We start from the raw sequence: 26303 nt of genomic DNA, 5'->3' as shown, positions 1-26303 counted from the left end.
TTTCTGGCGAGGTAGCCCTCCCGGGACGTGGCTGACGCCTTCCCGGGAGGGACATCCTAGCTTCTGGCAAACGCCGAGGCCTCTGCCACCAGCACGTTATCCGGTCGTACGCCGGTATAAAGGGCGAACTGCTCGACGGCTTGCAGGGCAATGACTTCCGCACCGCTGATGGTTTGCTTACCCCGTTGTTGCGCCAGGCGGATCAGCGGGGTTTCCGCCGGCAACGCGACCACGTCAAACACGACGCTGGCCTGGGCCACCATGGCCTCGCTGAACGCCAGCGTGTTGCTTTCCGCTCCCCCCGCCATGCCCAGCGGTGTGACATTGACCAGAATCTCGGCTGCGATCCCTTCCGGCAGGGGCTGCCACTGAAAGCCATACTGTTTTGCCAGCGCCAGGCCGCGCTGGCGATTGCGGGCCGCAATGATCACGTCACGGAAACCGGCATCACGGAAGGCGGCAATGACGGCTTTCCCCATGCCGCCGCTACCCTGAATCATCACTCTGGCGTTGGTATCGAGCCGATGGCTGGCGATCAGGCTTTTGACCGCGATGTAATCGGTGTTCAGCCCAGTTAACTTCCCGTCGTCATTGACGATGGTGTTGACGGAGTCGATGACTTTTGCCGACGGATCGATAGCGTCAAGAAACGGTATGCAGCTCTCTTTAAACGGCATGGAGACCGCACAGCCGCGGATACCCAATGCGCGAACCCCTTTTACCGCCGCCTCAATATCCTTAGTCGTAAAGGCTTTGTAGAGGTAGTTCAACCCCAGCTTGTCATACAGATAGTTATGAAAGCGGGTGCCGAAGTTGCCGGGGCGACCCGCCAGGGAGATGCACAACAGCGTATCGCGGTTAATCATGCATAATATCCTCCGCGTGGGCCAGCAGATACGCTTCAGCCTCCTGGGACCAGATCCCATGGTGACGCGACACAATCGCTGCCAGTTCGGGATCGGCGATCTCGCCCAGCGGCGTGAGCGGGAAGGCTTTTCCGGTATACACCAGCTTTTTTCCCCCGCCGATGGCAGGCAGATCGAGGGTGGTTTCGCCCGCAGCGTTCAGGCCGAGAATATGGGTGACCACTTTCGCCGTCTGGACCTTTTTCGCCTGCATCAGCGCCACCGCGGCGCGCATATCGTCAGTATTACCGCCGGAGGTGCCGACGTAGTGGGTAAAGGCGTAGTGCACGTCGTAGAAGTTGATCGGGGCGCTGAATTGCTTATCCTGGGGGCCAGCAAAGAAATTCAGGCAGCCGTCCGGGGCCAGCAACGAGGAGGCCAGGGTGATCAGCTGTTCGTTTGGCACAAACACGAAGATATCGTCGAAGCCATGGCCGCCGCTGAGCGCCAGCAGCGTATCGCGACTGGCCTCATGGCCGTCGAGGTAGTGGATCAGCGTCTGCGGCTCAGAGGGGTAATGACGGCGGGCGTAGCTGAGCTTCGGCTTATTGGTATCGGTCACTACCAGTAGTGAAGGATTGATGGGGCCGTGCAGCGCATAGTCGATGGCCAGCAGCCCCATCGGCCCCGTCCCGCCCAGGATCAGGGTGCGTCCCTGAGGACGGATCCCCATCACGTGGTTGTAACTCCCCTCCTGCAGATGATAGTTGGCGTTGAAGGCGCCAATGACGCAGGAGAGCGGCTCCACCAGCGATCCTTCAAACCAGGTATCCCCCTCCCAGGTGAGCAGGCAATCCTGCGCCATCACCTCATTGGGGATCACCACATGCGTGGCTTCGCCACCGATCCATGGGAATGAGTAGCCGGGGCAGTCGGGTCGGTCGGGCAACTGCAGGTTGGCCTGGATCACGTAGCGCTGCCCCGGCTGAAACTTATGCTGCCACTTTTTACCGACGGCAAGGATTTCGCCGCAGAATTCATGGCCGATAATAATAGGCCTGGTGGCCACATCATCAGGCACCTTTTTATGATCGGCACCCTGATTGGCCTCTTTCCATGAAGAAAGGCACAGGCTGTCAGTGACCACCCGGGCGAGGATCTCATCGTCCTGCATCGCCGGGAGGGTAAAGGTTTCCAGGCGCAGGTCACGTTTGCCATACAGGCGCAGAGCCGTTGTTGTTTGCATAAACCACCTCATCCCCTTCATCTTTCGGGGCTATGTTGTTGACGTCACCCCGGCATCGCCGGGGCGGAATAATCAGGACAGAAAGCCGAGGGCGTTGCCGATAATGCCTAAGCCGAAAAGGGCGAAAATCAGCCAGACCGGATTCACTTTCTTGTTCAGCAGACGCACCATCAGTAGCGTCAGGCCCAGCGCCAGCAGGCCGGGGCAGAGCTGATCGAGGATGTTCTGGACGGTCATCGTGACGGTGGCGCCGTCTGCACCGGGCGTTTGGGACACCACCAGCGGCACATTGATGGTGGTCCATTTGGTCACCAGCACCCCCATGACAAACAGGCCGAGAATGGAGGCGCCTTCGGTCAGCTTCTGCAGCAGGTTACCGCCCATATCGCTGACGATATTGACCCCTTTACGGAAGCCCAGTTGCAGGCCGTACCACTTCATTGCCAGCCGCACTGCATTGAAAATAAAGAAAAATAACAAAGGTCCCAGAATATTTCCGGAGAGGGCCAGCGAGGCGCCAAGGGCCGCGGTAATCGGCCGCAGCGTGCCCCAGACCAGCGGGTCGCCGACGCCGGCCAGCGGGCCCATCAGACCCACTTTGATGCCGTTGATAGCGCCATCGTCAATGGCCGCGCCGTTAGCCCGGGCCTCCTCCATGGCGGCGGTGACGCCGATCACCGGGCCACACACCGCCGGCGTGGTATTAAAGAACACCAGATGACGCTTCAGCGCCGCGACCTGATCGGCTTTGAGCGGATACAGGCGTTTGATCGCCGGGATCATGTCGTAGCAAAATCCCAGGCCATGAATACGTTCGAAGTTAAAGGAGGCCTGCTGGAGGTTGGAGCGGAGAAACATGCTCACCAGGTCGCCTTGCGTGATTTTTTTCTGTTCCATTTTCGGCTCCATTAGTCGTCAAGCTGGTCAAGGGCGGGGGCAGAGGGGGCAGAGGGGGCAGTGGAGGCGGCGGGTTCAGCCTTACGCCACTGTGGATTGAGCTGGATGTAGATCAGCGCGATGATGACGCCCACGCCGCCGAAGGCCAGCAGACTGAAGTCGAGATAACCCCCGGCGAGAAAACCGAGGAAAAAGAAGGGCATCAGGTACTTCACACCCATCATTCGCAGCACCATCGCGTAGCCCACGACGACAATGAAACCACCGGCAATCTGCAGGCCGCGGGTGACGAATTCCGGGATCGCGCTGAGCATACTGCTGACCATATCCGCGCTAACGAACAGCGAGACCACCAGCGCCGGGATTGCCACGCGCAGTGCCTGCACCCCCAGTGCGGAGACATGCAGCAGGTCGATTGTGCGAAAGCGCGCCTCCTCGGCCGCTTTGTCCGCGGCGTGCTGGAACACCACGGTAATGGTACGGGCGAAAACGGTCAGCACCTGCCCGGCGGCGGCCACCGGCAGAGCAATGGCGATACCGGTGGCAATGCTCTGGTGGCCCACAATCACCAGAATGGCGGAGATAATGCTGGCCAGCGCCGAATCTGGCGACTGCGCTGCCCCCACGTTCATCCAGCCGAGGGCGATCAGCTCCAGCGTACCGCCGAGCATAACCCCGGTTTTTAAATCACCCAGGATGAGGCCAATCACGGTACAGGCGATAAGGGGCCGATGGGTCTGAAATTCATCCAGCACGCTGCCCATTCCGGCAATACAGGAAAAAATAAATATGGCTATTATCTGTAGGGTACTAATTTCCATAATTTATGACCTTTAAGGTGTGAGTCATCCTGCCTGCTACGGCATATCACAACAGGCGCTATTTTTTATTCGCAGAAAGCTGTTTCGTTAATTTTGTCGAGAATATTGACTGACGGATCTGATGCGACCACGCGTAAATCGAGTTTTACGCCCAGTTTATCGAGTTCACGGAATGCCTGAATATCCTGCGGATCCAAAGAAACGGCTTTGGTTAGCTGTTTTTTCCCGGGTCGCCAGGCCATGCCACCAATATTTAACGTGGCGATCTGCACGCCCTGGCGCACCATCATTAAAACATCGTGTGGATTGGTAAATAAATAAAAGACGGTCTCGTCCTGATATTGCGGGTTATGATAGACCGCAACCGCTTTTTCCAGACTGACAACGTTTACCTTCATGCCTGGCGGAGCCGCCTGGCGCAACAGGGTCCGGCGAACCTCATCGTTAAATACATCGTCATTGCAGATAATTATCCGCTGGGCGTTGGCGACTTTTGACCACACGGTGGTAACCTGGCCATGAATCAGTCGGTCATCAATACGGGCGAGGGTAATTTGCATCAGAACTCCTCCTCAACGGTTTCTGGCTGCTGCCAGACCACACAGCACTGACTGGCGATGGCCTGCAGATGCTGGCATAAGTCATCGGCGCTCAGGGTATGCTGGTTATCCACCAGCTCGAGCGCCAGCGGTAGCGACAGGCCGCTAATCACCCGGATCTGCGGGTGACGCATTGCCAGCCCGGCTGCGGCATTCCATGGGCTTCCGCACTGCAAATCTACCGCGATTACCCACTCCCCATCGGTGTGGGCGCTTACTAACTTTTCCAGGTTAATGGCGATATCCGCCGCGTTTTCGCCGGGGACAAACGCGACGGCGCTGACGTTAACCTCGCCGTAGACCATGCGTACCGAATCAAGCATGGCCCCGGCCAGCTGGCCGTGGGCGCAGAAGATAGCGTGAACCATACTGCCTCCTTAACCGCGCGTTTTTCCGCCGGCAATGTTAGTGGTGACTCCGGTGATGTAGCTGGCGCGCGCTGACAAGAGATAGCAAACAAAATCAGCCACTTCCGAGAGCTTTCCTGCCCGCCCGATGGGAATGGCGTTTTTGGTATATCCCTCGCGAAGTTGCTCGACGGTGATATTGCGCGTCCAGGCCAGCGCCTCTTCATATTCCGGTGTCCGCAGGCCGGTTTTTTCGAGGATCCCCGGCGCAACGCCGACCACGCGGATCCCATATTTACCCAATTCTTTGGACCAGGAGCGGGTAAAACTGTTGAGCGCGGCCTTGGTCGCGGCGTAGCAGCTTTGACCTTCAGAGCCTTCCAGGCCGCTCTCCGAAGAGACATTGACAATCACACCGGCGCGCTGTTTGATCATTTGACGCGCCACCGCCTGCGACATGAAAAACACCCCTTTCTGGTTGATATTGACCATTTTTTCAAAAGCGGCTTCGTTTAATTCATAGCGGCCGGCCGGTGCTTTTTCGTCGACTAATAAACGCGGGAAATTCACGCCGGCGTTATTGACCAAACCATCAATTCGCGACCAGCGCTGAATAATGGCATCGATAGTCTGTTGCACCTCTGTCGCGCTGGAAATATCCGTCGGCCAGAAGTGATAATTATCGCCATTGTGATGACGATCGCCGCCATGAATATCAATCATCTGGACATGAGCACCTTGTGATAATAATTCATCGACAATGGCCAGCCCAATTCCCGAGGCGCCGCCGGTCACGATAATGACGTTATCTTTTAAATTTAACCATGTATTCATTATTTACTCCCATTTCTTTAGATAAAGGGATCCCCCGCAGCGGGTGCTGCGTGAAATCATATCCTGTGTGTTATTTCAGTAATAACTCAGCCGTTTCTCTGTTTGTCACCAGACAATTAATATAGCGTCCGTGCAATGCGCCAAGAATGCCAGAGTATTTCTCTTCACCCATGGCGATGCCGATGGAATAGCGAGCCTGGCGCAGCTTCGCCATTTCGATCGACAGGGTTTTTTCGCTCATATTGGTATCGACTAACCCGCCGTTAATATCGTAGAAACGCGAGCAGATATCCCCGGCGACGTGGCGGGCGTTGAGATCGTCGCTCTCTTCGCTGCCGTAGAAGGCATGCCAGTTTGCGCCGTCGCGAATGGCCGGTGAACCAATACCCACCAGCGCCACATCCAGGCTGTCCCAGTAGGATGAGATGGTTTTAAAATGCTGGGACTGCATGATGCCGTTGCGGATCAGCGGGTTATCCAGCAGGGCTGGAAAATCGGCAAGGTGGGATTCCGCTTTCAGCCTGGCTGCCGCGCCGTAGGTTAAAGTGTTCACATGGTAGCGGCTCTCCAGTTTACCGGAAGGACCACCGATGATGGGGACACAGATCACCTGGCGTGACTGGCTGGCCTGCGGCAGGTTCTCCACCAGCGAACGCACGGCGCGGCCCCATGAAAAACCGATGATATCGCCTGGCTCCAGCAATCGGTCGACAAGCAGGGCGCCATGCTGGCCCATCGCACTCAGCTGTTCTTCTTCCAGCAGCCCATCGCTACTGGCAACCACCGCCTCTTTCAGGCCAAATTTTTGCTTGAGCTGTTGCTCGAGCCACAGGTTTTCATTGTAGTCATAGTTGATGGCGATGGTAACAATGCCCTGCTCGCGGCCGCGCTTCAGCAGGCGACTGATGGTGGTGCGATAGATCCCCAGCTCGCGAGCAATTTGCGCCTGAGTCATATCCTGCTCGTAATAGAGCTGGGCGATTTTGACAATCAACCGGATATCATCGCTGTTTTCCATGGTCATCTGCAGACTCCTGCACATTTGTGCAAATCGCGGGTTTGTGCTGTTGATCTGATATAACCCTATTAGAGCCACCGTTTAAAGCGATTTTCTTTTATTTCATCACCCTAATCTGGCGAATAATCTTGCACATTTGCGTTATCAATAGCTGGTTGTTGGCACCTTTGTGCATTGCACGCTAACTCGCTGATTCTGTGATATTTCATCATGCAAAGTTGCCAGGCGTTGAGCGAGACACTTTTGTGAAAAAAGGCGTAGTCGATCACACCTTGCGCCGGAGGGCGCAAAGGCACATCTTTTTTCTCGCCCGCAAGGTAGGGTATATTTCGCTTTTACAGGAGAATCTATGCTGCCCGACTCATCAACCCGATTAAACAAATACATCAGTGAAAGCGGCATCTGCTCGCGTCGCGAAGCGGACCGCTTTATTGAACAAGGCAACGTCTTTATCAATGGCAAACGCGCCACGATTGGCGATCAGGTGAAGCCTGGCGACCTGGTCAAAGTTAACGGACGGTTGATTGAGCCGCGCGAAGCGGATGATCTGGTGCTGATTGCGCTGAATAAGCCGGTCGGCATTGTGAGCACCACGGAGGACGGCGAGCGCGACAACATTGTCGATTTCGTCAACCACAGCAAGCGTATCTTCCCTATCGGCCGTCTGGATAAAGACTCCCAGGGGCTGATCTTCCTCACCAATCACGGCGACCTGGTGAATAAGATCCTGCGCGCCGGCAACGACCACGAAAAAGAGTATCTGGTTACGGTCGATAAGCCGGTGACCGATGAGTTCATTCGCGGCATGGGCGCGGGGGTACCGATTCTCGGGACCGTGACCAAAAAATGTAAGGTAAAGAAAGAAGCGCCGTTCGTTTTCCGCATCACTCTGGTGCAGGGGCTGAATCGCCAGATCCGTCGCATGTGCGAGCACTTTGGCTATGAAGTGACGAAGCTTGAGCGTACGCGGATTATGAACGTCAGCCTGACGGGGATCCCGCTGGGTGAGTGGCGCGATCTGACCGATGACGAGCTGATCGATCTGTTCAAGCTGATTGAAAACTCTTCTTCCGAAGCGAAGCCGAAAGCTAAGCCGAAGGCCAAAGCGGCGACCCCCGGCATCAAGCGCCCGGTGGTGAAGATGGAAAATAGCAACGATAAGGGCCGCCCGGCTGGCAACGGCAAGCGTTTCACCCAGCCGGGACGTAAAAAGAAAGGGCGTTAACGCCTGCCGCGGGTCGGCGTATTCGCCGACCAGGAAAAGGTCGCTTCCTTATCCGTCTTATAAGCCTGCTGTTTTTTCACCTGGCGGGCTTTCTTCGCTTCCGCTTCACGCTGGGCCATCAGCTTATCGATATATTCCTTTTTTACGCTGTTCGTTTCCGCATTGCTCAGCGGGCGGCCGTGCGCAATGCGCGCGCGGTCAAGCAGCGTTTTCAATTCGCGCTGTTCGCGCTCGGTCATCTCTTTTTGTGTAATACGGGGGAGTGCCATGGTGGTGCCCTCAGTCAGACCAGAGCACCCAGTGTACGGCAATGAATATTTTACTGATAGCCTGTATGGCAACTAAAGCAGGCACACGTCCGGGCCGGCGCCCGGACGTGTCACGCTCAGCGCTTGCTGGTTTTTTTGGCGATGGGCTTCCCTGACCAGTATCCGGCCAGCAGCGAACCGGACAGGTTATGCCAGACGGAGAACAGGGCTCCCGGCAGCGCCGCCAGCGGGCCGAAGTAAATTTTACCCAGCGCGGCCGCCAGGCCGGAGTTCTGCATCCCCACCTCGATCGCCAGCGTACGGCAGGTGGATTCATCAAAACCAAACAGACGTCCGCCCCAGTAGCCGCCGAGCAGGCCAATGGTGTTATGCAGGATCACTGCGATAATCACCACCAGGCCGACGGACGCGATATGGGCCGCGGAACCCGCCACCACCGCGCTGATGATCGCCAAAATGCACACCATCGAGAAAGCGGGCAGGAACGGCTCCACCGCTTTCACCACCTTCGGCAGCAGATGATGGACAATCAGCCCCAGGGCGATGGGAATGACCACAATCTGCAGAATGCTCAGCAACATCCCCATGACGTCGACCTGAATGTGCGCGTCGACGTACAGACGGGTCAGCAGCGGCGTCGCGATGACGCCGACCAGGGTGGAGACCGAGGAGATGGTCACCGACAGGGCCACATCCCCTTTGGCCAGAAAGATCATCACGTTGGAGGCCGTCCCGCTGGCGACGCTGCCCACCAGCACCATCCCGGCGGAGAGCTCCGGCGGCATATGAAACAGCAGCGCCAGCAGCCAGGCGGCGAGCGGCATCACCAGATAGTGCAGAAATATCCCTGCGGCGACCGGCGCCGGACGCGACAGGACGCGTTTGAAATCCGCCAGCTTCAGATGTACCCCCATACCGAACATAATCAGCATCAGCAGGGTGGTAACCCACGGGCCGATCGGGGTGAAGGTGGTGGGTGTGTAATAGGCCAGAACGGAGAGCAGCAGTGCCCATAACGGGAACAGCCGCGTCAGAGTTGCGAGCATGTTGTGTTCCTTGCGATACGCAAACCGGCCGCGCCGTCCCGGTAGGGCGGCGAGCAGGTCAGCTGGTTGTGTTGATGTTGTTATAAAAAAGCCGGGTTCGAGCCCGGCTATAGGTATTGTTTATCGTGCTAAGGAATTTTATTCAAACAAATTATGATGCAACGTCTGCACCACCTTCTCCGCATCGGCGCCAGGCACCAGGAAGCAGAGATTGTGGCTGGACGCGCCATAGCAGATCATGCGGATGTTAAACGGATCAAGGACGCCAAACACCTCTTTGCCGACGCCGCAGGCTTTCGACAGCTCGTTGCCGATCAGGGCAACCAGCGCCAGGTCTTCTTCCACTTCCACGCGGCACAGCGAGGAGAGCTCGGTCAGCAGCGCCTGGGTCAGCAGGGTATCGCCCGCAGAGGTTGAGCCAGTGGTGTCCATGGTCAGGGCCACGCTCACTTCGGAGGTGGTGATCAAATCGACGGAGATGTTATGGCGCGCCAGAATACCGAACACTTCGGCGAGGAAGCCGCGGGAGTGCAGCATATTCAGGCTGTGCAGCGTCAGCAGCGTCTGGCGGCGACGCAGCGCCAGCGCGCGGAACAGCGGCGGGTTCTCGGTGGTTTTACACACCAGCGTACCGCCCGCTTTAGGTTCTTTACTGGAGCCGACAAATACCGGGATATCGCTGCGCACGGCAGGCAGCAGGGTCGCCGGGTGCAGCACTTTGGCGCCAAAGGTGGCCATTTCCGCCGCCTCTTCAAAGGCGATGACGTCGATGCGTTTCGCCGCAGGCGCGACGCGCGGGTCGGTCGTATAGATCCCGGGCACATCGGTCCAGATATCGACGCGGGTGGCATTCAGCGCTTCGCCGAGCAGAGCGGCGGTATAGTCGCTGCCGCCGCGGCCGAGGGTGGTGGTGCGGCCTTTCGCTTCGCTGCCGATAAAGCCCTGCGTCACCACCAGGCCTTCCGCCAGACGCGGCGTCAGCTGCTGCTGAGTCAGTTCGGCGACGGCGGCGATATCCGGTTCGGCGCGACCAAAGCGATCGTTAGTGCGCAGCACTTTACGGGCGTCAAACCACTGCGCCTGAATTCCGCGCTCGCGCAGAATCTCCACAAACAGCAGGGTGGACATCAGTTCGCCATGGCTGACCAGTTCGTCAGTCAGCGCGCTAGAGGAGGCGAGCGCGGCGGCTTCCGCCAGCGTGGTGATATTTTCCAGCAGGCGCTCAATCTCTTCGCGGATCACGTTGGGATAGCGCAAACGCTCCAGAATATTGAACTGGATCTGGCGCAGAGCGTCCAGCTGGGCAAAACGTTCGGTGGGTTCCAGCCCTTCCGCTAAGGCCACCAGAATGTTGGTCACGCCGGCAGAGGCGGAGAGCACAACAATACGGGTATTGGCATCGAGCAGCGCCACATCGATGCTGCGGTTCATCGCGTCAAAATCAGCAACGCTGGTGCCGCCAAATTTGGCGACGACTAAATCTGTCATAACAACCTCGTGTCAGGGGGCCTGACTTATTAAAACGATTCCTGAACACCGATCCTGGCAGGGGCTGGATGCCGCCGGATCGCAACAAAATGTCTTAATAAGCCAGGCCAAATTATTCAGCCATGGCACAAGGGAAGAGCGATAAACAGGGTGGCGCAGAATGATAAACAACTACGATGTCACCCAGAAGTGCTCCACCTTGTAGACCCGACTCACCGCTCTGGGCGCTGAAGTGTTCGGGTATGAAACGCCCGACTGCGAACGTTTCTGGTGACAACCCAGGGGATTCAGCCCCTGTGGCCGGTGAGGAGCGTAACCAGACGCTCTTTCACCTCGGCGTTGCTCCCCCTCACGTATTTTCGCCGGACTGGTTCCTCCAATACGGTTACCTGGGCAACGCACCTCTTCTGGCAATTACCGACGTCTTTCACCTGGCCGGGGGAATAAGGACATTATATCCCCCGCGAATACCCTTTCGCTGTAGCGTGAAATGCGCGAGCAATAGATACTTACAATACGTAAGCACTGCGGATATATAAAGGCTTAACGCCAGCTATGTCAACGCTGCGGTTATGCGGATTTTTCATGCCCCTGCGGCTAACAGAAAAAAGCCTTATGATAGCTATACTAATGGGGCTTTTTACTCCGTTTTGACCCGATTCCTGACCGGCGTCAGGGACAAGTCACAAAAATCATCACAATTTTCCGTCACCGGCGCTACAATCGACCGAAGTCACAATCTCAAATCAGAAGAGTATTGCTAATGAAAAACATCAACCCAACGCAGACCTCTGCCTGGCAGGCATTACAGAAACACTTCGACGAAATGAAAGATGTCACTATCAGCGAGCTGTTCGCCAAAGATAGCGACCGTTTTTCTAAGTTTTCCGCGACGTTCGACGATCTGATGCTGGTGGACTTCTCCAAAAACCGCATCACCGAAGAGACGCTGGCTAAACTGCAGGATCTGGCGAAAGAGACCGATCTCGCAGGCGCCATCAAGTCGATGTTCTCCGGTGAAAAGATCAACCGCACCGAAGATCGTGCGGTACTCCACGTCGCGCTGCGCAACCGCAGCAATACGCCGATTGTGGTTGATGGCAAAGATGTGATGCCGGAAGTGAACGCTGTGCTGGAGAAGATGAAAGCCTTCTCTGAAGCGATTATCTCCGGTAGCTGGAAAGGCTACACCGGCAAACCGATCACCGACGTGGTCAACATTGGTATCGGTGGCTCCGACCTCGGTCCGTTCATGGTCACCGAAGCGCTGCGTCCGTATAAAAATCACCTCAACATGCACTTTGTCTCCAACGTCGATGGCACCCACATCGCCGAAGTGCTGAAGAACGTCAACCCGGAAACCACCCTGTTCCTGGTCGCGTCCAAAACCTTCACCACTCAGGAGACCATGACCAACGCCCACAGCGCGCGCGACTGGTTCCTGGCGACCGCGGGCGACGACAAGCATGTGGCTAAACACTTCGCGGCGCTCTCCACCAACGCGAAAGCGGTTGGCGAGTTCGGCATCGACACCGCCAACATGTTCGAATTCTGGGACTGGGTTGGCGGCCGTTACTCCCTGTGGTCGGCGATTGGCCTGTCCATCATTCTCTCCGTGGGCTTCGACAACTTCGTTGAGCTGCTGTCTGGCGCGCATGCGATGGATAAACACTTCTCCACCACCCCGGCGGAGAAAAACCTGCCGGTGCTGCTGGCGCTGATCGGTATCTGGTACAACAACTTCTTCGGTGCGGAAACCGAAGCGATTCTGCCGTACGACCAGTACATGCACCGTTTTGCCGCCTACTTCCAGCAGGGCAACATGGAGTCCAATGGTAAGTATGTCGACCGTAACGGCCACGCCGTGGACTACCAGACTGGCCCGATTATCTGGGGCGAGCCGGGCACCAACGGTCAGCACGCGTTCTACCAGCTGATCCATCAGGGCACCAAAATGGTACCGTGCGATTTCATCGCCCCGGCTATCACCCACAACCCGCTCTCCGATCATCATCCGAAGCTGCTGTCCAACTTCTTCGCCCAGACCGAGGCCCTGGCCTTCGGTAAATCCCGTGAAGTGGTGGAGCAGGAATATCGCGATCAGGGTAAAGATCCGGCGACCCTGGAGCACGTGGTGCCGTTCAAAGTGTTCGAAGGCAACCGCCCGACTAACTCTATCCTGCTGCGTGAGATCACCCCGTTCAGCCTCGGGGCGCTGATTGCTCTGTACGAGCACAAAATCTTCACCCAGGGCGCGATCCTTAACATCTTCACTTTCGACCAGTGGGGCGTTGAGCTAGGCAAACAGCTGGCTAACCGCATCCTGCCGGAGCTGAAAGACGGCAGCGAAGTCAGCAGCCACGACAGCTCCACTAACGGTCTGATTAACCGTTATAAAGCCTGGCGCGCATAACGCTTGTGCCGTTAAGACGGAATGCCGACCTTATGGTCGGCATTTTTTTTACAGCCGCCGCAGCAGGCGGGCTGGATTCCCCGCCCACACGCCTTTCTCGGTGATGGACTTCGTCACCACGCTGCCCGCGCCAATCACCACGCCGTCGCAGATGTTGACGGCCAGAATCGTGGCGCCGCTACCGATCGACACGTCATCGCCAATCTCAATCCGCCCCCAGCTGGCGCGGTCGGCGTTTGGTTTGCCGTCGCGAAACAGGTCGTTGGCGAACATCACCCCGTGACCGATAAAACAACGCCGGCCAATGGTGACGTACTCGCAGATAAAGGTATGCGACTGGATTTTACTCTCCGCGCCGATGCGGGTATTCCCCTGGATCTCAACGAACGGTCCAACGAAGACGTTATCACCCAGCGTGCAGTCGTACAGGTTGGCGGGCTGATAAATAACGACATTTTTCCCACAGACGACGTTACGTACGCCGGTATCACGAAGCTCAGGCATAGTTCCTCTCACAGCGGTTTGGCCAGAATATGTAAGGTGCTTTGCTGGCTGGCGGAATGGAAAGTCGTGTCTCTGATGTGCTGCATCCCCTGGCGTTCGTAAAAACGGCGCGCGGCGGGATTCGCGGCGAGTACTTCCAGCCACAGCCAGCGTTCGCCAGCCGTTTTTGCTCGCGTCTCGACGGCGTGAAAAATCTGCTCGCCGTAGCGGTGGCCAGTCTCCCCCGGCATCAGGTAGAGCTTATGCAGCAGCGTACCCATCGTGCCATCTTCAGCCATTCGCTGCTGATAGCTATATTTAGCGAAACCAACGGGGGAGGCGGCTTCGGCGATGAGCCAATGATGGTTGGCATCGGTAAGACTCCGACGTAGCGCATCTTCGGCATATTCTTGCTTAAGAAATAACGCCAGTTCATCGGCATTGCGCCAGAGATGGGCGAAGTGGTGCTGGTAACTGGCATAACCCATCGCGCTCAGTTGTGGCGCGTCCTCGGGCAATGCCTTTCGGATAGTTAACATGCTGCGTTCCTCGGGTCGTTCAGTGGCTATAGTGCCTGTAATATGAACAACGTGGAACGACAAAAATCGGTGGGGAAGGGGCTGGAGGTTCTTCCTCCAGCCGGGGGGATTAACGGGCGAAAGCGATCGCTTCGATTTCGACGCCAGCGTCTTTCGGTAACCTGGCCACTTCCACGCAGGAGCGCGCCGGAAAGGCCGCCTGATGTTCGGTAAAGAAGGCCTCGTAGGCGGCATTGATGGCGGCAAAATCCGCCAGGTCTTTCACAAACACCGTGGTTTTGACGATCTGACCAACGGTGAGGCCGGCGGCTTCGACGATGGCTTTCACGTTCTCCAGCGACTGGCGCGCCTGTTCGGCGATGTCGTCGGGCATGGTGCCGTCCTGCGGATTAATGGGCAGCTGGCCGGAGGTGAGGGTCATCGCGCCGAGATTGACGCCCTGAACGTACGGACCAATCGCGGCGGGCGCGTCAGCGGTAGTAATAATCATGTGGTTACCCCTTCAAACAGTTACAGAAAATAATTCAATAGCACCAGCGAGCCGACGCCGCTCACCACCACCCACACCAGACCTAAACGGAAGCTGGCGAGCGTACAGATAATGGCGGCGATCACCTTCGGGTTTTTTAAGTCGAACTCCATGCTGGAATTCACGCTCAGGATCTGAATTGTGATGATGGCCGGCAGGACGGTGACCGGCACGAAGCGCAATGTTTTGATCACGCGCTCAGACATCTGGATCTTGCCGGCCAGTCCGATAAACGAGAAACGAATAAGAAAAGTGACCGCGGCCATGCCCAGCGTCAGGGCGATAAAATAGCTATTACTCATTTTCCAGCGCCTCCACTAACGGCATATTGGATTCGGTTGTTGCCATCTGCTTGCGCTCTTCCGCCAGGTCGACGCACAGGCCGGCAAGGACGCCGAGCACGGAGGCGACGACGATACCCAGCGAGTAGGGCAGGACCACTAACAGCACGCCGGAAACGGCGGCCACTACCGCGGCGACGGTGCAGGCCTGGCTTTTAATTTGCGGCACCACGATGGCGATAAAGGCGGCGACCATGGCGAAATCGAGACCGTATTTCTCAATGTGGGGAAACGAGGCGCCGACCAGCGCGCCAAGAAAATCGGCCAGCACCCAAATCGCCCAGAAGGTGACCATCGCCGAACCATAAAACAGATATTTTTCCTTTTTATTTCCTTCCATCTCTTTGACGGTAGTGGCATACACCTCGTCGGTGAGCGCATAGGACATAAAGCATTTTTTAAAGAATGAGGCTTCGCGCACAGTGCCGGAAATAGAGGCGCTATACAGCACATGGCGAAGATTAATAATTAATGTGGTGAAAATAATCACGCCGAGCGTGGCACCGGTTTTTAACATATTCAGTGCCAGCATTTGCGCCGAACCGGCAATCACAATCGCCGACCACGCGGTACTTTGCCAGACGCTCATGCCGGCGCTGACGCTTAATGCGCCAACAATGAACGAGAAAGGAAAGTCCCCGATGCACAGGGGCATAATGGCGCTGGCGCCGCGTAATATGACTTTTTTATTCATCGTAAAATACCTGTTGGTGCAGGCAATAAATCATTATTGCGTAGGGTACAAAAGGGCTGGTCTTATTTGCTGACCATAATGCGAATGATCTCTTTATCGGTTTGCGCCATAGGCTTAATCACGAGGCGGCACAGGTTATTAATCGACTGTTCGACGTCGGCGCAGACAATGCCGTCGTTGGCGCTGGCGCAGCGGTTTTGCATCGCCATCAACACAGATTTAAAGGCGCTGGAAACCACCGAGGAGACCTTCATCGCGCAGCTGTTGGAAGCGCCATCGCAAATCATGCCGGTAACATCGCTAATCATATTGATGATGGCGGTGTTGATGGTTTCGATATTACGGGTAAACAGCCATGCCATACCGGCGGCGGCGCCCATGGCGGCGGTGGAGGCCGCGCACAGTGCGGACAGGCGGGTATAGCGCGAATGGATGGAAATGGCCGTCAGATGCGAGAGCGCCAGCGCGCGAGCGAGCGTCTCTTCATCGGCATTCAGATGCTCGGCGACGGTAACTACCGGCATGGTCGCTGCGATCCCCTGGTTGCCAGAGCCGAAGTTCGACATGGCGACCACCGGGGCTCCGCCCATACGCGCATCGGAAGCTGCGACGGTGTTGATAATGACCTCGCTCATTAAGTCATTACTTAACAAACCATTTTTAACGGCTTCAGAGAATGTTCCGTTAATATTCAACCCATACTTTTTCGATTTGCCTTCTGCAGCCAGTGCGCTATTGAGGCGGGCGGCTTCCAGAATAAACGTAATATTCTCAACCGGCGTGGAGATAATAAAGTCATACGCTTCCTGGAGAGAGAAAGTTGGCAGTTCAGTCTGCGCTGTGGCGCTATTTTCCCCGGCGTGTAATGGTTGCTGTTCGCCATTAATATATAACTCGACCACATTGGTATGCGTGCCTTTTACCACGACGCGACAGGTCTGGTCACCGGCGCTGAGGGTGAGATCGAGATGAATAAAGTCAGGCGTATCCTGGACGTCAATAGTAACGTGGCCGGCATCCACCAGCGCTTGTGCCTGTTCCACATGCTGTGAAGTAATGCCTGCCAGGGTCTGTAATCCCTTATCGGCATCGCCACCAAAGGCGCCGATGGCGGCGGCCAGCGCGACGCCATTAACTGTCGTGCCGGGAATTGTGACGCCCGTGGCGTTTTTATACAGGTTGGCAGAAATAAAACCGCTAATTTTTTCGCAGGGTGTCGCTAAATATTTCGCGGCGTAAGCGGTGGTAAATGAAATAGCAACAGGTTCCGTACAACCTAATGCTGGTGCGACTTCTCGCTGTAGCCAGCGAATAAAAAGTGAGGATGCTTGGTCAGACATTATTATGATTCCTGGACGTAAGATGATGAGGAAATATGCTAAGGGAATCGGCAGAAAAAAACTTTCTCAAATAACCCTTTATTTATTGAGGTCTGGAGAAAAATTTTATTTTTAGCCTTATCTAAACATGCAGGCCTGTATGTAAATTAACTTATTGATTAACAATGATTGTGCAGGGATAGTTTTATACAAAAAAGGGGATTCAGTTATGTCGATCACACGCCGTTAAGGAGGGGATTTTTCTCTTTTGCCGAAATCCTGTCCTGAGGGTGCAAACGTGGAAAGCCCACGCGGTGAGGGGTAACTGTAGATCTGGATCACACTTTTGCGCTATACCGGACGCAACAAGGACTGATTATGAGGTGTGAATATGTCGTCGGTTTATCGCCCACTGGTGAATTTTATCGCCACTGCGATGCAAACGGTTTTGAATCTGGGGCTGCTGTGCCTGGGGATTATCCTGATCGTCTTCCTCGGTAAAGAGACGCTGCATCTGGCCGATGTCCTCTTTACCCCGGAGCCGACCAGTAAGTACCGGCTGGTGGAAGGACTGGTGGTCTACTTTCTCTACTTCGAATTTATCGCGCTGATCGTCAAGTATTTTCAGTCGGGGTTCCACTTCCCGCTGCGCTATTTCGTCTATATCGGCATCACCGCGATTGTGCGTTTGATCATCATCGATCATGAATCGCCGATGGCGGTGCTCATATACTCCGCCGCGATCCTGATCCTGGTGATTACGCTCTGGCTGTGTAACTCCAATCGCCTGAAACGCGAATAAAAAAAAGCGGCCTCCAGGGCCGCTGACCAACAGTCACAAATAGAATTTATGTAGGGTCCAGTTGAGGATAGCAGTGGCATTGGCCTTACTTTTTCAGCTGAGGGCGACGGCGACAATACCCGGTTGGGGTCGTGTATTGCGGCTAGACCGTCGGCCCCCATCTGAAATTTGGGGCCGGTGTTACAAAAAAAACTTAACCTTTCACCCCACCCGCCGTCAGGCCGTTCACCAGCCAGCGCTGCGCCAGCAGGAACACTACCGTGATTGGGATGGCGGAGAGTACCGCCGCGGCGGCAAAATCGCCCCACAGATAGTTCTGCGGGTTGAGATACTGTTGCATGCCTACCGCCAGGGTATAGCTGTTCACATCGCGCAGCAGCAGCGAGGCGACCGGCACTTCGGTGATGGCGGCGATGAACGACAGAATAAAGACCACCGCCAGAATCGGCACCGACAGCGGCAGCAGCACGAGGCGGAACGCCTGCCATGGGGTCGCGCCATCCAGCGCCGCCGCTTCTTCCAGCGAGCCATCGATGGTTTCGAAGTAGCCTTTAATCGTCCAGACGTGCAGGGCGATACCGCCCATGTAGGCAAAGATCACGCCGCCGTGGGTGTTGAGGCCGACGAACGGGATGTACTGGCCCAGGCGGTCAAACAACGCGTACAGGGCAACCAGCGACAGCACCGCCGGGAACATCTGGAAAATCAGCATCCCTTTCAGCAGGGTCGCTTTCCCCGGGAAGCGCATACGGGCAAAAGCGTAGGCGCAGGTGGTGGAGAGGGCGACGATGCCGATCGCGGTAATCCCGGCGACCTTAATCGAGTTCCACAGCCACAGCAGGACCGGGAACGGCGGCGGCGTGACGCGGCCATCCGCGTGTTCGACGCTGAAGCCTAACGCCAGACGCCAGTGTTCCCAGGAGATGGTATCCGGGATCAGGCTGCCGGTGGCGAAGTTGCCTTCGCGCAGCGAGATAGCGATAACCATCAGCAGCGGAAACATAATCGCCGCGATAAAAATCAGTAGCAGGAGATGCGTGGTAAATAAACGTAGCTTCTGCGATTTGGGTTGGACCATAGCCATTATCGTTATCTCCCTTAATCAAACTTCATGCGTGTGGCTTTCAGGTTCACAATCGCTAACGCGCCAACCAGCAGGAAGATAAGCGTTGCGATAGCCGCCGCCAGGCCGAAGTCCTGACCGCCGCCGCCTTCAAAGGCGATACGGTAGGTGTAGCTCACCAGCAGGTCGGTATAACCGGCCGGGGTGGTGGTGCCGAGACGGTCCGGACCGCCGTTGGTCAACAGTTGAATCAGGACGAAGTTGTTAAAGTTAAAGGCGAAGCTGGCGATCATCAGCGGCGTCAGCGGCTTAATCAGCAGCGGGAAGGTAATTTTAAAGAAGTTCTGGAACGGGCCGGCGCCATCCATTGCCGACGCTTCGTACAGATCGTCCGGAATCGCCTTCAGCAGCCCCATGCACAGGATCATCATGTACGGGTAGCCCAGCCAGGTGTTGACGATGATGATCATGGTGCGCGCGGTGGTCGGGTCGCTAAACCACGCCGGTTTAATGCCGAACAGCGCGCTGAGCATCATGTTGATTTCACCAAAGCTCTGGTTGAACAGGCCTTTGAAAATCAGAATCGAAATAAATGACGGTACGGCATACGGCAGAATCAGCAGGACACGGTAAATCGCTTTGCCTTTCAGCGCTTCCCACTGCACCAGGCAGGCGAGGATCATCCCCACCGCGACGGTCAGCACCACGGTCAGAACCGAGAACACCACCGTCCAGACGAAGATGGCGAAGAACGGTTTCTGGATGCCTTCATCGTGGAAGACGCGGGTAAAGTTATCCCAGCCGATAGTCACGGTGTAGCCCGGGCTCAGCTTTTCTGTGCCCCAGCTACCGTCGGCGTTGATTGCCTGGTAGAAACCAACGTCGTTGTTCGGGCGGTATTTGACGTGGGTTTGATTGTTGGTCAGCTCGCCGTTTTCGCCAAGCGTATACAGCGGTTGGGTGCCGGAGAACTGGCGCAGCGAGCTCATGATCACTTTGCTGTCATCAGGCAGTACGGCGGTCAGCTGGTTCAGCGCGGTGCGGTTCTGGGTAATGACGCGCAGGTTGGCGCGCTCGCCTTCCGGCAGGGCGTCAGTTTCTTTTAACGCCAGCTTCTGCTCGCCGCCGAATTTAAAGGCATCGGAAAGGTAGTTTTTACCGCTCTCGCCATCGGTCAGGGCCAGCTTCCACTCGTCGCCTGCCGGGATCAGCGTGAAGTTATAGGCTTTGCCGGCCTGGAAGGAGCGATCCATCAGCACCTGCTGCGCGCGCTCAAAGGTCAGCTGGTTGGTGCTGCTGTAGTTGGTGAACGCGATAGCGATAGTACAGATCAGCGGAAACAGGACAAACAGGCCCATGCCGGCGAGGCCGGGATAGACATAGCGCCAGGCATAGGCCTTGCGATTAGCGAAAATATACAGGCCAACTGAGCTTAAAATCAGCGTCATGATGGCGAACAGGTACTCCCCCTGGGCGTACATCAAAACAACAAGGTAACCCACCAGCAGGCACAGTAAGCCAATCACAGACCATGTGAGTTGCGGACTTTGCCACCAGTGTCTCTTTTTAACGGCATCCATGGGGATCATCCTCTACAGCGTTAAACATCTGTCGGCGTCAGTGCCTGATGGCGCTGCGCTTATCCGGCCTACGGATTGTGTAGGCCGGATAAGGCATTCATGCCGCCATCCGGCACGTGCGCTACAGCATTACTTAGTGATACGGCTCTGGGCATCCTTCAGCGCAGCATCGACAGTCTGACGGCCGCTGGCGGCGTTGATAACCGCGGTACGAACGGCATACCAGAAGGCAGACATCTGCGGGATGTTAGGCATAATTTCGCCTTTCTGGGCGTTCGCCATGGTGGCAGCGATGCGCGGATCTTTTTCCAGTTTTTCCTGGAAGGATTTCAGCGCCACCGCACCCAGCGGTTTGTCGTTGTTAACGGATTCCAGACCCTGATCGGTCATCAGGTAGTTTTCGAGGAACTCTTTCGCCAGCTCTTTGTTCGGGCTGGCGGCGTTGATCCCCGCGCTCAGCACGCCAACGAACGGTTTCGATGGTTTGCCTTTAAAAGTCGGCAGCAGGGTCACGCCGTAGTTAACCTTGCTCTTATCGATGTTAGACCACGCCCACGGACCGTTGATGGTCATCGCGGTTTCACCTTTGTTGAAGGCCGCTTCCGCGATGGAGTAATCGGTATCGGCATTCATGTGCTTGTTCTTGATCAGGTCAACCAGGAAGGTCAGGCCCGCTTTCGCGCCTGCGCTGTCCACGCCGACGTCTTTCACATCGTACTTGCCGTTTTCAAACTTGAACGCGTATCCGCCGTCGGCAGCGATCAGCGGCCAGGTGAAGTACGGTTCCTGCAGGTTGAACATCAGCGCGCTCTTACCTTTCGCTTTCAGTTCTTTATCCAGCGCCGGGATCTCTTCCCAGGTCTTCGGCGGGTTCGGCACCAGGTCTTTGTTGTAAATCAGGGACAGCGCTTCCACCGCGATCGGGTAGGCGATCAGTTTGCCGTTATAGCGAACGGCATCCCAGGTGAACGGATAGAGTTTGTCCTGGAACGCTTTGTCCGGGGTGATTTCCGCCAGCAGGCCGGACTGCGCGTAGCCGCCGAAACGGTCATGCGCCCAGAAGATGATGTCCGGGCCGTCGCCGGTCGCCGCAACCTGCGGGAATTTCTCTTCCAGCTTGTCCGGGTGTTCTACAGAAACTTTAATGCCGGTGTCTTTTTCAAACTTTTTACCCACTTCAGCGAGGCCGTTGTAGCCTTTGTCGCCGTTAATCCAGATAACCAGCTTACCTTCTTCAATTTTCGCGAGGGCAGAGGCGGAAAACATCATCGTGGTCAGTGCCGACAGCGCGAGGATGCGAGCGCCAGTTTTGATTTTCATATACCCGTCCTTTTTGGTGTTGTACTCGTGGATACACTTCGGTGGCTTAACGATGATGAGTTTCCTTTTTTAACAACCCCTTTCCATCCTCCCCAGGTCTACGCCCCACCCGCTGGTTGTGTGATCTCCATTGCAAAAACGGCCGTATTGCGTCCTGGAGCACAGAAAAAAGCGCCCAATTTTGTCGCCTCCATCACGAAATCACCCGCTGCCCGCCATCCCCCGCGGCGAGAGCCAATCTCTCATCCTCCCATCTCCTCCCCCATAAAAAAGCCGGGGGGTGGAGGATTTGCCCGGCTAATGAATGCCGCATAGTCGACCCATCTTGAATGTGACTGTTAGTGACAGGTTGTAACGAAGGGAGAAGGGCATGGCGAGCGTACAGCTGCGAAATGTAACGAAAGCCTGGGGTGACGTGGTGGTATCGAAAGATATCAATCTCGATATCCACGAAGGGGAATTCGTCGTGTTTGTCGGGCCATCGGGCTGCGGCAAATCTACCCTGCTGCGTATGATTGCCGGGTTAGAAACTATTACCAGCGGGGACCTGTTTATCGGTGACACCCGCATGAACGAGATCCCACCGGCAGAACGCGGCGTTGGGATGGTATTCCAGTCTTATGCGCTCTATCCCCACCTTTCCGTTGCGGAAAATATGTCGTTTGGCCTGAAGCTGGCCGGCGCGAAAAAAGATCTGATTAACCAGCGGGTGACCCAGGTGGCGGAAGTGCTGCAGCTGGCCCATCTGCTGGAGCGTAAACCGAAAGCCCTCTCCGGCGGTCAGCGCCAGCGTGTGGCGATTGGCCGTACGCTGGTGGCTGAGCCGAGCGTCTTCCTGCTGGATGAGCCGCTCTCCAACCTCGATGCCGCCCTGCGCGTTCAGATGCGTATCGAAATCTCCCGTCTGCATAAGCGACTGGGCCGCACCATGATCTATGTGACCCACGATCAGGTGGAAGCGATGACCCTCGCGGACAAGATTGTGGTCCTCGACGCCGGCCGTGTGGCGCAGGTCGGGAAACCGCTGGAACTCTATCACTATCCGGCTGACCGCTTCGTCGCCGGCTTTATCGGTTCACCGAAGATGAACTTCCTGCCGGTCAAAGTTACCGCGACGGCTATCGATCAGGTGCAGGTTGAACTGCCAAACCGTCAGCAAATCTGGCTACCGGTGGACAGCGCCAACGTTCAGGCGGGCGCCAACATGTCCTTAGGTATCCGCCCGGAGCATTTACTGCCCAGCGATATCGCCGATGTGACCCTCGAAGGCGAGGTTCAGGTTGTCGAGCAGTTAGGTCACGAAACGCAAATTCATATCCAGATCCCCGCCATCCGTCAAAACCTGGTCTACCGCCAGAACGACGTGGTGTTGGTAGAAGAGGGAGCCACATTCGCTATCGGTTTGCCGCCAGAACGTTGCCATTTATTCCGTGAGGATGGCACCGCTTGTCGTCGGCTGCATAAAGAGCCGGGCGTGTAAGGCTTCCCATTAAAAAAAGGCGCGAACCCGGCTGGCGGTACACCGGCGAAGCGTGCAAAGAAAAGCAATGATCTCAGGAGATAGAATGATGATTACTCTGCGCAAACTTCCACTGGCGGTCGCCGTCGCGGCAGGCGTTATGTCTGCTCAGGCGCTGGCTGTCGATTTCCATGGCTACGCGCGTTCCGGCATTGGCTGGACCGGCAGCGGCGGCGAGCAACAGTGCTTCAAAGCGACCGGCGCTCAAAGTAAATACCGTCTTGGTAACGAATGTGAAACCTATGCGGAACTGAAGCTGGGCCAGGAGCTGTGGAAGGAAGGAGATAAGAGTTTTTATTTCGATACTAACGTTGCCTATTCCGTGAATCAGGAAGATGACTGGGAAAGCACCTCTCCGGCGTTCCGTGAAGCCAACATCCAGGGTAAAAACCTGATCGACTGGCTGCCGGGCTCCACGCTGTGGGCGGGTAAACGCTTCTATCAGCGTCATGACGTTCACATGATCGACTTCTACTACTGGGATATCTCCGGCCCGGGTGCAGGTCTGGAAAACGTTGACCTTGGCTTCGGTAAGCTCTCTCTGGCCGCTACCCGTAACTCAGAAAGCGGCGGCTCTTATACTTTCTCCAGCGATGACACCAAGAAATATGCTGCGAAAACTGCCAACGACGTCTTTGACATCCGTCTGGCGGGCCTGGAAACCAACCCGGGCGGCGTGCTGGAGTTAGGCGTCGATTACGGCCGTGCGAACCCGCAGGATGACTATCGCCTGGAAGACGGCGCGTCGAAAGACGGCTGGATGTGGACCGGTGAACATACTCAGTCCATCTGGGGCGGCTTCAACAAGTTTGTGGTTCAGTACGCCACTGACGCAATGACCTCCTGGAACAGCGGCCACTCTCAGGGAACCAGCATCGATAACAACGGCAGCATGATCCGCGTTCTGGATCACGGCGCGATGGACTTCAACGATGACTGGGGCCTGATGTACGTTGCGATGTACCAGGACGTGGATCTGGACAGCAAAAACGGCTCCACCTGGTACACCGTGGGTGTTCGTCCGATGTACAAATGGACGCCGATCATGAGCACCCAGCTGGAAATCGGTTACGACAACGTGAAATCTCAGCGTACCAGCGAAAACAACAACCAGTACAAAATTACTCTGGCTCAACAGTGGCAGGCAGGCAACAGCGTCTGGTCTCGTCCGGCTATCCGTATCTTCGCAACCTACGCGAAGTGGGATGAAAACTGGGGCTACAGCAACACCTCTGGTCTGCAGACGAAAGACAGCAGCGGAAGCGGCGCTTTCACCTCCAGCCGCGGTGACGACAGCGAAGTTACCTTCGGTGCCCAGATGGAAGTGTGGTGGTAATACCGTCCGCAGGACGGGTGTAACCTGGGAGGGGCATCGGCCCCTCCTGACTATTCAGGGTTAGCGCGCTATTGCCTGGCTACCGCTAAACCGATGCTATCCAAGGTGAGAAGAATGAAAATGAAGAAAACTCTCGTCGCTCTGTGTTTATCCGCAGGGATGTTGGCATGCGTGCCGGGGATGAGCCTTGCCGATGTTAACTTTGTACCGCAGAACACCAGCGCCGCGCCGTCTATTCCAGCCAGCGTGCTGCAGCAGCTGATCTGGACGCCTGCCGATCAATCGAAGACGCAGAGCGTAGATTTAACCACCGGCGGTCAACGCCTGGATGTTCCAGGGATCGTCGGACCGGTCGCCGCCTGGAGCGTGCCGGCCAATATCGGTGAGCTGACCCTGACCCTCGACAGCGAACTGAACAAACATAAACAGATTTTTGCGCCGAACGTGCTGATTCTCGACCAGAACATGACGCCAGCGGCGTTCTTTCCCAGCAACTACTTTACCTATCAGCAGCCGGGCGTGATGACTGCCGATCGCCTGGGCGGAGTGATGCGCCTGACCCCGGCGCTGGGCCAGCAGAAGCTCTATGTGCTGGTGTTTACCACTGAAAAAGATCTCCAGCAGACCACCACCCTGCTGGATCCGGCGAAGGCCTATGCCAAAGGCGCAGGCAATGCGGCGCCGGACATCCCGGATCCGATCGCCAAACATACCACCGATGGCGTGCTGAAGCTGAAAGTGAAAACCAACAGCACCTCCAGCGTGCTGGTGGGGCCGCTGTTCGGCTCCTCCGGCCCGGGCCCGGTCACCGTCGGTAACACCGCGGCGCCGGTAGCTGCGCCAGCCGCCGCAGCCGCTGCGGCGCCGGCCGCCAAAAGCGAACCGATGCTCAGCGATACCGAGACCTACTTCAACAACGGTATTAAGCAGGCGGTGAAACAAGGTGACATCGACAAAGCCCTGAAATTGATGAACGAAGCTGAGCGCCTCGGCTCCAAATCCGCTCGTTCCACCTTTATCAGCAGTGTAAAAGGCAAGGGGTAATCGTCTCCCCACAATGCTGATGTTTAGGCACAGCCTTTAGGTGCATCCTCCGGGATGCACCTTTTTTTGCACGCGCGGCGGTCTGTTGCATGGCTGTTGCGTGAATGATCGTATATTGACGTTTGCCCGCCACCAACCGCCTATTCTGCGATACAATGCTCTCACGTTATGTACCGGAGAATCAGGCATGTCCCATCCTGCGCTTACGCGACTGCGTGCGCTGCGCTATTTTGCCGTTATGCCGCCCCTGGCGCCGCCCCTGAGTGACTGGCTGCTGCTGGAGGACTCAATGACCCAGCGTTTTGAGCAACAAGGAAAGCAGGTCACCGTCACCCTGGTTAACGAAGGGTATATCGGGCGTGAGGCGCTGGCTGACGAAGCGGCGCTGTTGCCCGACGAGCCGCGCTACTGGCTGCGGGAGATTATACTCAATGCCGATGGCGAGCCCTGGCTGGCCGGGCGCACGGTGGTGCCGGAGTCGACGCTGTGTGGGCCGGAGCTGGCGCTACAGCAGCTCGGGCAGACCCCGCTGGGCCGATACCTGTTCACGTCGTCGACGTTAACCCGCGATTTTATTGAAATTGGTCGCGATGCAGCGCTGTGGGGGCGTCGTTCCCGCCTGCGGCTGAGCGGCAAACCCCTGCTGCTGACCGAGCTGTTTTTGCCTGCGTCGCCGTTGTACTAAG

General features: G+C 56.4%; 27 protein-coding genes and 1 riboswitch. Of the genes, 7 read left to right on the top strand and 20 right to left on the bottom strand.

Annotated elements, in window-relative coordinates; genetic code table 11:
• Positions 1-56: 56 nt before the first annotated feature.
• The 8 genes from ABLV04_RS05920 to ABLV04_RS05885 all read right to left on the bottom strand — a co-directional run bounded on the left by ABLV04_RS05920 (position 57) and on the right by ABLV04_RS05885 (position 6607).
• A complete protein-coding gene (locus ABLV04_RS05920; protein ID WP_044525118.1) occupies positions 57-866 on the bottom strand; it encodes a shikimate 5-dehydrogenase in 810 nt (269 codons plus the stop codon).
• The gene (sorE, locus tag ABLV04_RS05915) at positions 859-2091 is read right to left on the bottom strand and encodes an L-sorbose 1-phosphate reductase (RefSeq protein WP_180266235.1); all 1233 of its coding nucleotides are present in this window, start codon (positions 2089-2091) and stop codon (positions 859-861) included. Before sorE ends, ABLV04_RS05920 begins: the two co-directional genes overlap by 8 nt.
• A 72-nt stretch (positions 2092-2163) precedes the next feature.
• Positions 2164-2988, bottom strand: a complete 825-nt coding sequence (locus ABLV04_RS05910; protein WP_002884590.1) for a PTS system mannose/fructose/sorbose family transporter subunit IID — start codon at positions 2986-2988, stop codon at positions 2164-2166.
• An 11-nt stretch (positions 2989-2999) separates the two neighbouring features.
• Positions 3000-3809, bottom strand: coding sequence for a PTS mannose/fructose/sorbose transporter subunit IIC (locus ABLV04_RS05905; protein ID WP_032436572.1), 810 nt, complete (start codon positions 3807-3809; stop codon positions 3000-3002).
• Positions 3810-3874: 65 nt separating this feature from the next.
• Positions 3875-4369 carry a mannose/fructose/sorbose PTS transporter subunit IIB gene (locus ABLV04_RS05900; protein ID WP_044525120.1) on the bottom strand — a complete coding sequence of 165 codons (495 nt, stop codon included), beginning with the start codon at positions 4367-4369 and terminating at the stop codon, positions 3875-3877.
• Complete coding sequence (locus ABLV04_RS05895) at positions 4369-4776, bottom strand: mannose/fructose/sorbose PTS transporter subunit IIA (protein WP_072413974.1); 408 nt, start codon at positions 4774-4776, stop codon at positions 4369-4371. Before ABLV04_RS05895 ends, ABLV04_RS05900 begins: the two co-directional genes overlap by 1 nt.
• Positions 4777-4785: 9 nt before the next feature.
• Positions 4786-5589 (bottom strand): SDR family oxidoreductase, encoded by an 804-nt coding sequence (locus ABLV04_RS05890; protein ID WP_044525122.1) that lies wholly within the window; start codon positions 5587-5589, stop codon positions 4786-4788.
• Between the two features lie 70 nt (positions 5590-5659).
• Positions 5660-6607, bottom strand: a complete 948-nt coding sequence (locus ABLV04_RS05885; protein WP_002884616.1) for a sugar-binding transcriptional regulator — start codon at positions 6605-6607, stop codon at positions 5660-5662.
• A 349-nt stretch (positions 6608-6956) separates the two neighbouring features.
• Between ABLV04_RS05885 and rluF the strand changes: the two genes are divergently transcribed.
• Positions 6957-7832: a 23S rRNA pseudouridine(2604) synthase RluF gene (gene rluF, locus ABLV04_RS05880; RefSeq protein WP_023291614.1), complete on the top strand. Its 876-nt coding sequence runs from the start codon at positions 6957-6959 to the stop codon at positions 7830-7832.
• Here rluF and ABLV04_RS05875 read toward each other — a convergent pair.
• The 3 genes from ABLV04_RS05875 to lysC form a co-directional block, all read right to left on the bottom strand.
• On the bottom strand, positions 7829-8101 hold the full coding sequence (locus ABLV04_RS05875) for a DUF3811 domain-containing protein (protein ID WP_004177859.1): 273 nt from the start codon (positions 8099-8101) through the stop codon (positions 7829-7831). The two genes, rluF and ABLV04_RS05875, sit on opposite strands and share 4 nt — an antisense overlap.
• A gap of 116 nt (positions 8102-8217) precedes the next feature.
• Positions 8218-9147, bottom strand: a complete 930-nt coding sequence (gene panS / locus ABLV04_RS05870) for a ketopantoate/pantoate/pantothenate transporter PanS (protein WP_023291615.1) — start codon at positions 9145-9147, stop codon at positions 8218-8220.
• Positions 9148-9285: 138 nt separating this feature from the next.
• Positions 9286-10635 (bottom strand): lysine-sensitive aspartokinase 3, encoded by a 1350-nt coding sequence (gene lysC, locus ABLV04_RS05865; protein ID WP_032454552.1) that lies wholly within the window; start codon positions 10633-10635, stop codon positions 9286-9288.
• A 179-nt stretch (positions 10636-10814) separates the two neighbouring features.
• Positions 10815-11050, bottom strand: a riboswitch (Lysine riboswitch).
• A gap of 348 nt (positions 11051-11398) precedes the next feature.
• On the opposite strand from lysC, the gene pgi reads away from it, so the two are divergent.
• A complete protein-coding gene (pgi, locus tag ABLV04_RS05860) occupies positions 11399-13048 on the top strand; it encodes a glucose-6-phosphate isomerase (RefSeq protein ID WP_023291617.1) in 1650 nt (549 codons plus the stop codon).
• A 48-nt stretch (positions 13049-13096) separates the two neighbouring features.
• Here pgi and ABLV04_RS05855 read toward each other — a convergent pair whose 3' ends face one another.
• The 6 genes from ABLV04_RS05855 to ABLV04_RS05830 all read right to left on the bottom strand — a co-directional run bounded on the left by ABLV04_RS05855 (position 13097) and on the right by ABLV04_RS05830 (position 16974).
• On the bottom strand, positions 13097-13552 hold the full coding sequence (locus ABLV04_RS05855; RefSeq protein WP_023291618.1) for an acyltransferase: 456 nt from the start codon (positions 13550-13552) through the stop codon (positions 13097-13099).
• An 8-nt stretch (positions 13553-13560) separates the two neighbouring features.
• The gene (locus ABLV04_RS05850) at positions 13561-14070 is read right to left on the bottom strand and encodes a GNAT family N-acetyltransferase (RefSeq protein WP_101977424.1); all 510 of its coding nucleotides are present in this window, start codon (positions 14068-14070) and stop codon (positions 13561-13563) included.
• A 109-nt stretch (positions 14071-14179) separates the two neighbouring features.
• A complete protein-coding gene (locus tag ABLV04_RS05845) occupies positions 14180-14560 on the bottom strand; it encodes a Rid family detoxifying hydrolase (RefSeq protein WP_047718378.1) in 381 nt (126 codons plus the stop codon).
• A 20-nt stretch (positions 14561-14580) separates the two neighbouring features.
• The gene (locus ABLV04_RS05840; protein ID WP_180266236.1) at positions 14581-14901 is read right to left on the bottom strand and encodes an AzlD domain-containing protein; all 321 of its coding nucleotides are present in this window, start codon (positions 14899-14901) and stop codon (positions 14581-14583) included.
• Positions 14894-15634, bottom strand: a complete 741-nt coding sequence (locus ABLV04_RS05835) for an AzlC family ABC transporter permease (RefSeq protein WP_180266237.1) — start codon at positions 15632-15634, stop codon at positions 14894-14896. The genes ABLV04_RS05840 and ABLV04_RS05835 overlap by 8 nt, the downstream gene beginning before the upstream one ends.
• Positions 15635-15696: 62 nt before the next feature.
• Complete coding sequence (locus tag ABLV04_RS05830) at positions 15697-16974, bottom strand: L-serine ammonia-lyase, iron-sulfur-dependent, subunit alpha (protein WP_087826880.1); 1278 nt, start codon at positions 16972-16974, stop codon at positions 15697-15699.
• A gap of 370 nt (positions 16975-17344) precedes the next feature.
• On the opposite strand from ABLV04_RS05830, the gene psiE reads away from it, so the two are divergent.
• On the top strand, positions 17345-17755 hold the full coding sequence (gene psiE / locus ABLV04_RS05825; RefSeq protein WP_004206282.1) for a phosphate-starvation-inducible protein PsiE: 411 nt from the start codon (positions 17345-17347) through the stop codon (positions 17753-17755).
• Between the two features lie 193 nt (positions 17756-17948).
• On the opposite strand, the gene malG is transcribed toward psiE, so the two are convergent.
• The 3 genes from malG to malE form a co-directional block, all read right to left on the bottom strand.
• Positions 17949-18839, bottom strand: coding sequence for a maltose ABC transporter permease MalG (gene malG, locus ABLV04_RS05820; protein WP_002884725.1), 891 nt, complete (start codon positions 18837-18839; stop codon positions 17949-17951).
• 14 nt (positions 18840-18853) lie between these two features.
• Entirely contained in the window at positions 18854-20398 is a 1545-nt protein-coding gene (gene malF, locus ABLV04_RS05815; RefSeq protein ID WP_023291623.1) for a maltose ABC transporter permease MalF, read from the bottom strand.
• A gap of 129 nt (positions 20399-20527) precedes the next feature.
• Positions 20528-21718, bottom strand: a complete 1191-nt coding sequence (gene malE / locus ABLV04_RS05810; RefSeq protein WP_004206285.1) for a maltose/maltodextrin ABC transporter substrate-binding protein MalE — start codon at positions 21716-21718, stop codon at positions 20528-20530.
• Positions 21719-22088: 370 nt separating this feature from the next.
• Here malE and malK point away from each other — a divergent pair, with 370 nt between their 5' ends.
• The 4 genes from malK to ubiC all read left to right on the top strand — a co-directional run bounded on the left by malK (position 22089) and on the right by ubiC (position 26302).
• Complete coding sequence (gene malK / locus ABLV04_RS05805; protein ID WP_002884743.1) at positions 22089-23198, top strand: maltose/maltodextrin ABC transporter ATP-binding protein MalK; 1110 nt, start codon at positions 22089-22091, stop codon at positions 23196-23198.
• Positions 23199-23283: 85 nt separating this feature from the next.
• The gene (locus ABLV04_RS05800; protein ID WP_002884747.1) at positions 23284-24573 is read left to right on the top strand and encodes a maltoporin; all 1290 of its coding nucleotides are present in this window, start codon (positions 23284-23286) and stop codon (positions 24571-24573) included.
• Positions 24574-24687: 114 nt separating this feature from the next.
• Entirely contained in the window at positions 24688-25617 is a 930-nt protein-coding gene (gene malM / locus ABLV04_RS05795; protein WP_147733931.1) for a maltose operon protein MalM, read from the top strand.
• A gap of 187 nt (positions 25618-25804) precedes the next feature.
• Positions 25805-26302, top strand: coding sequence for a chorismate lyase (gene ubiC, locus ABLV04_RS05790; protein WP_017900123.1), 498 nt, complete (start codon positions 25805-25807; stop codon positions 26300-26302).
• Position 26303 lies beyond the last annotated feature (1 nt).

This window comes from Klebsiella sp. JN_Kp127 (assembly GCF_040062505.1).
Lineage (GTDB): Bacteria > Pseudomonadota > Gammaproteobacteria > Enterobacterales > Enterobacteriaceae > Klebsiella > Klebsiella quasipneumoniae.
Note: the sequence above shows the minus strand (reverse complement) of the source record. Positions and strands in the feature narration are given on the sequence as shown.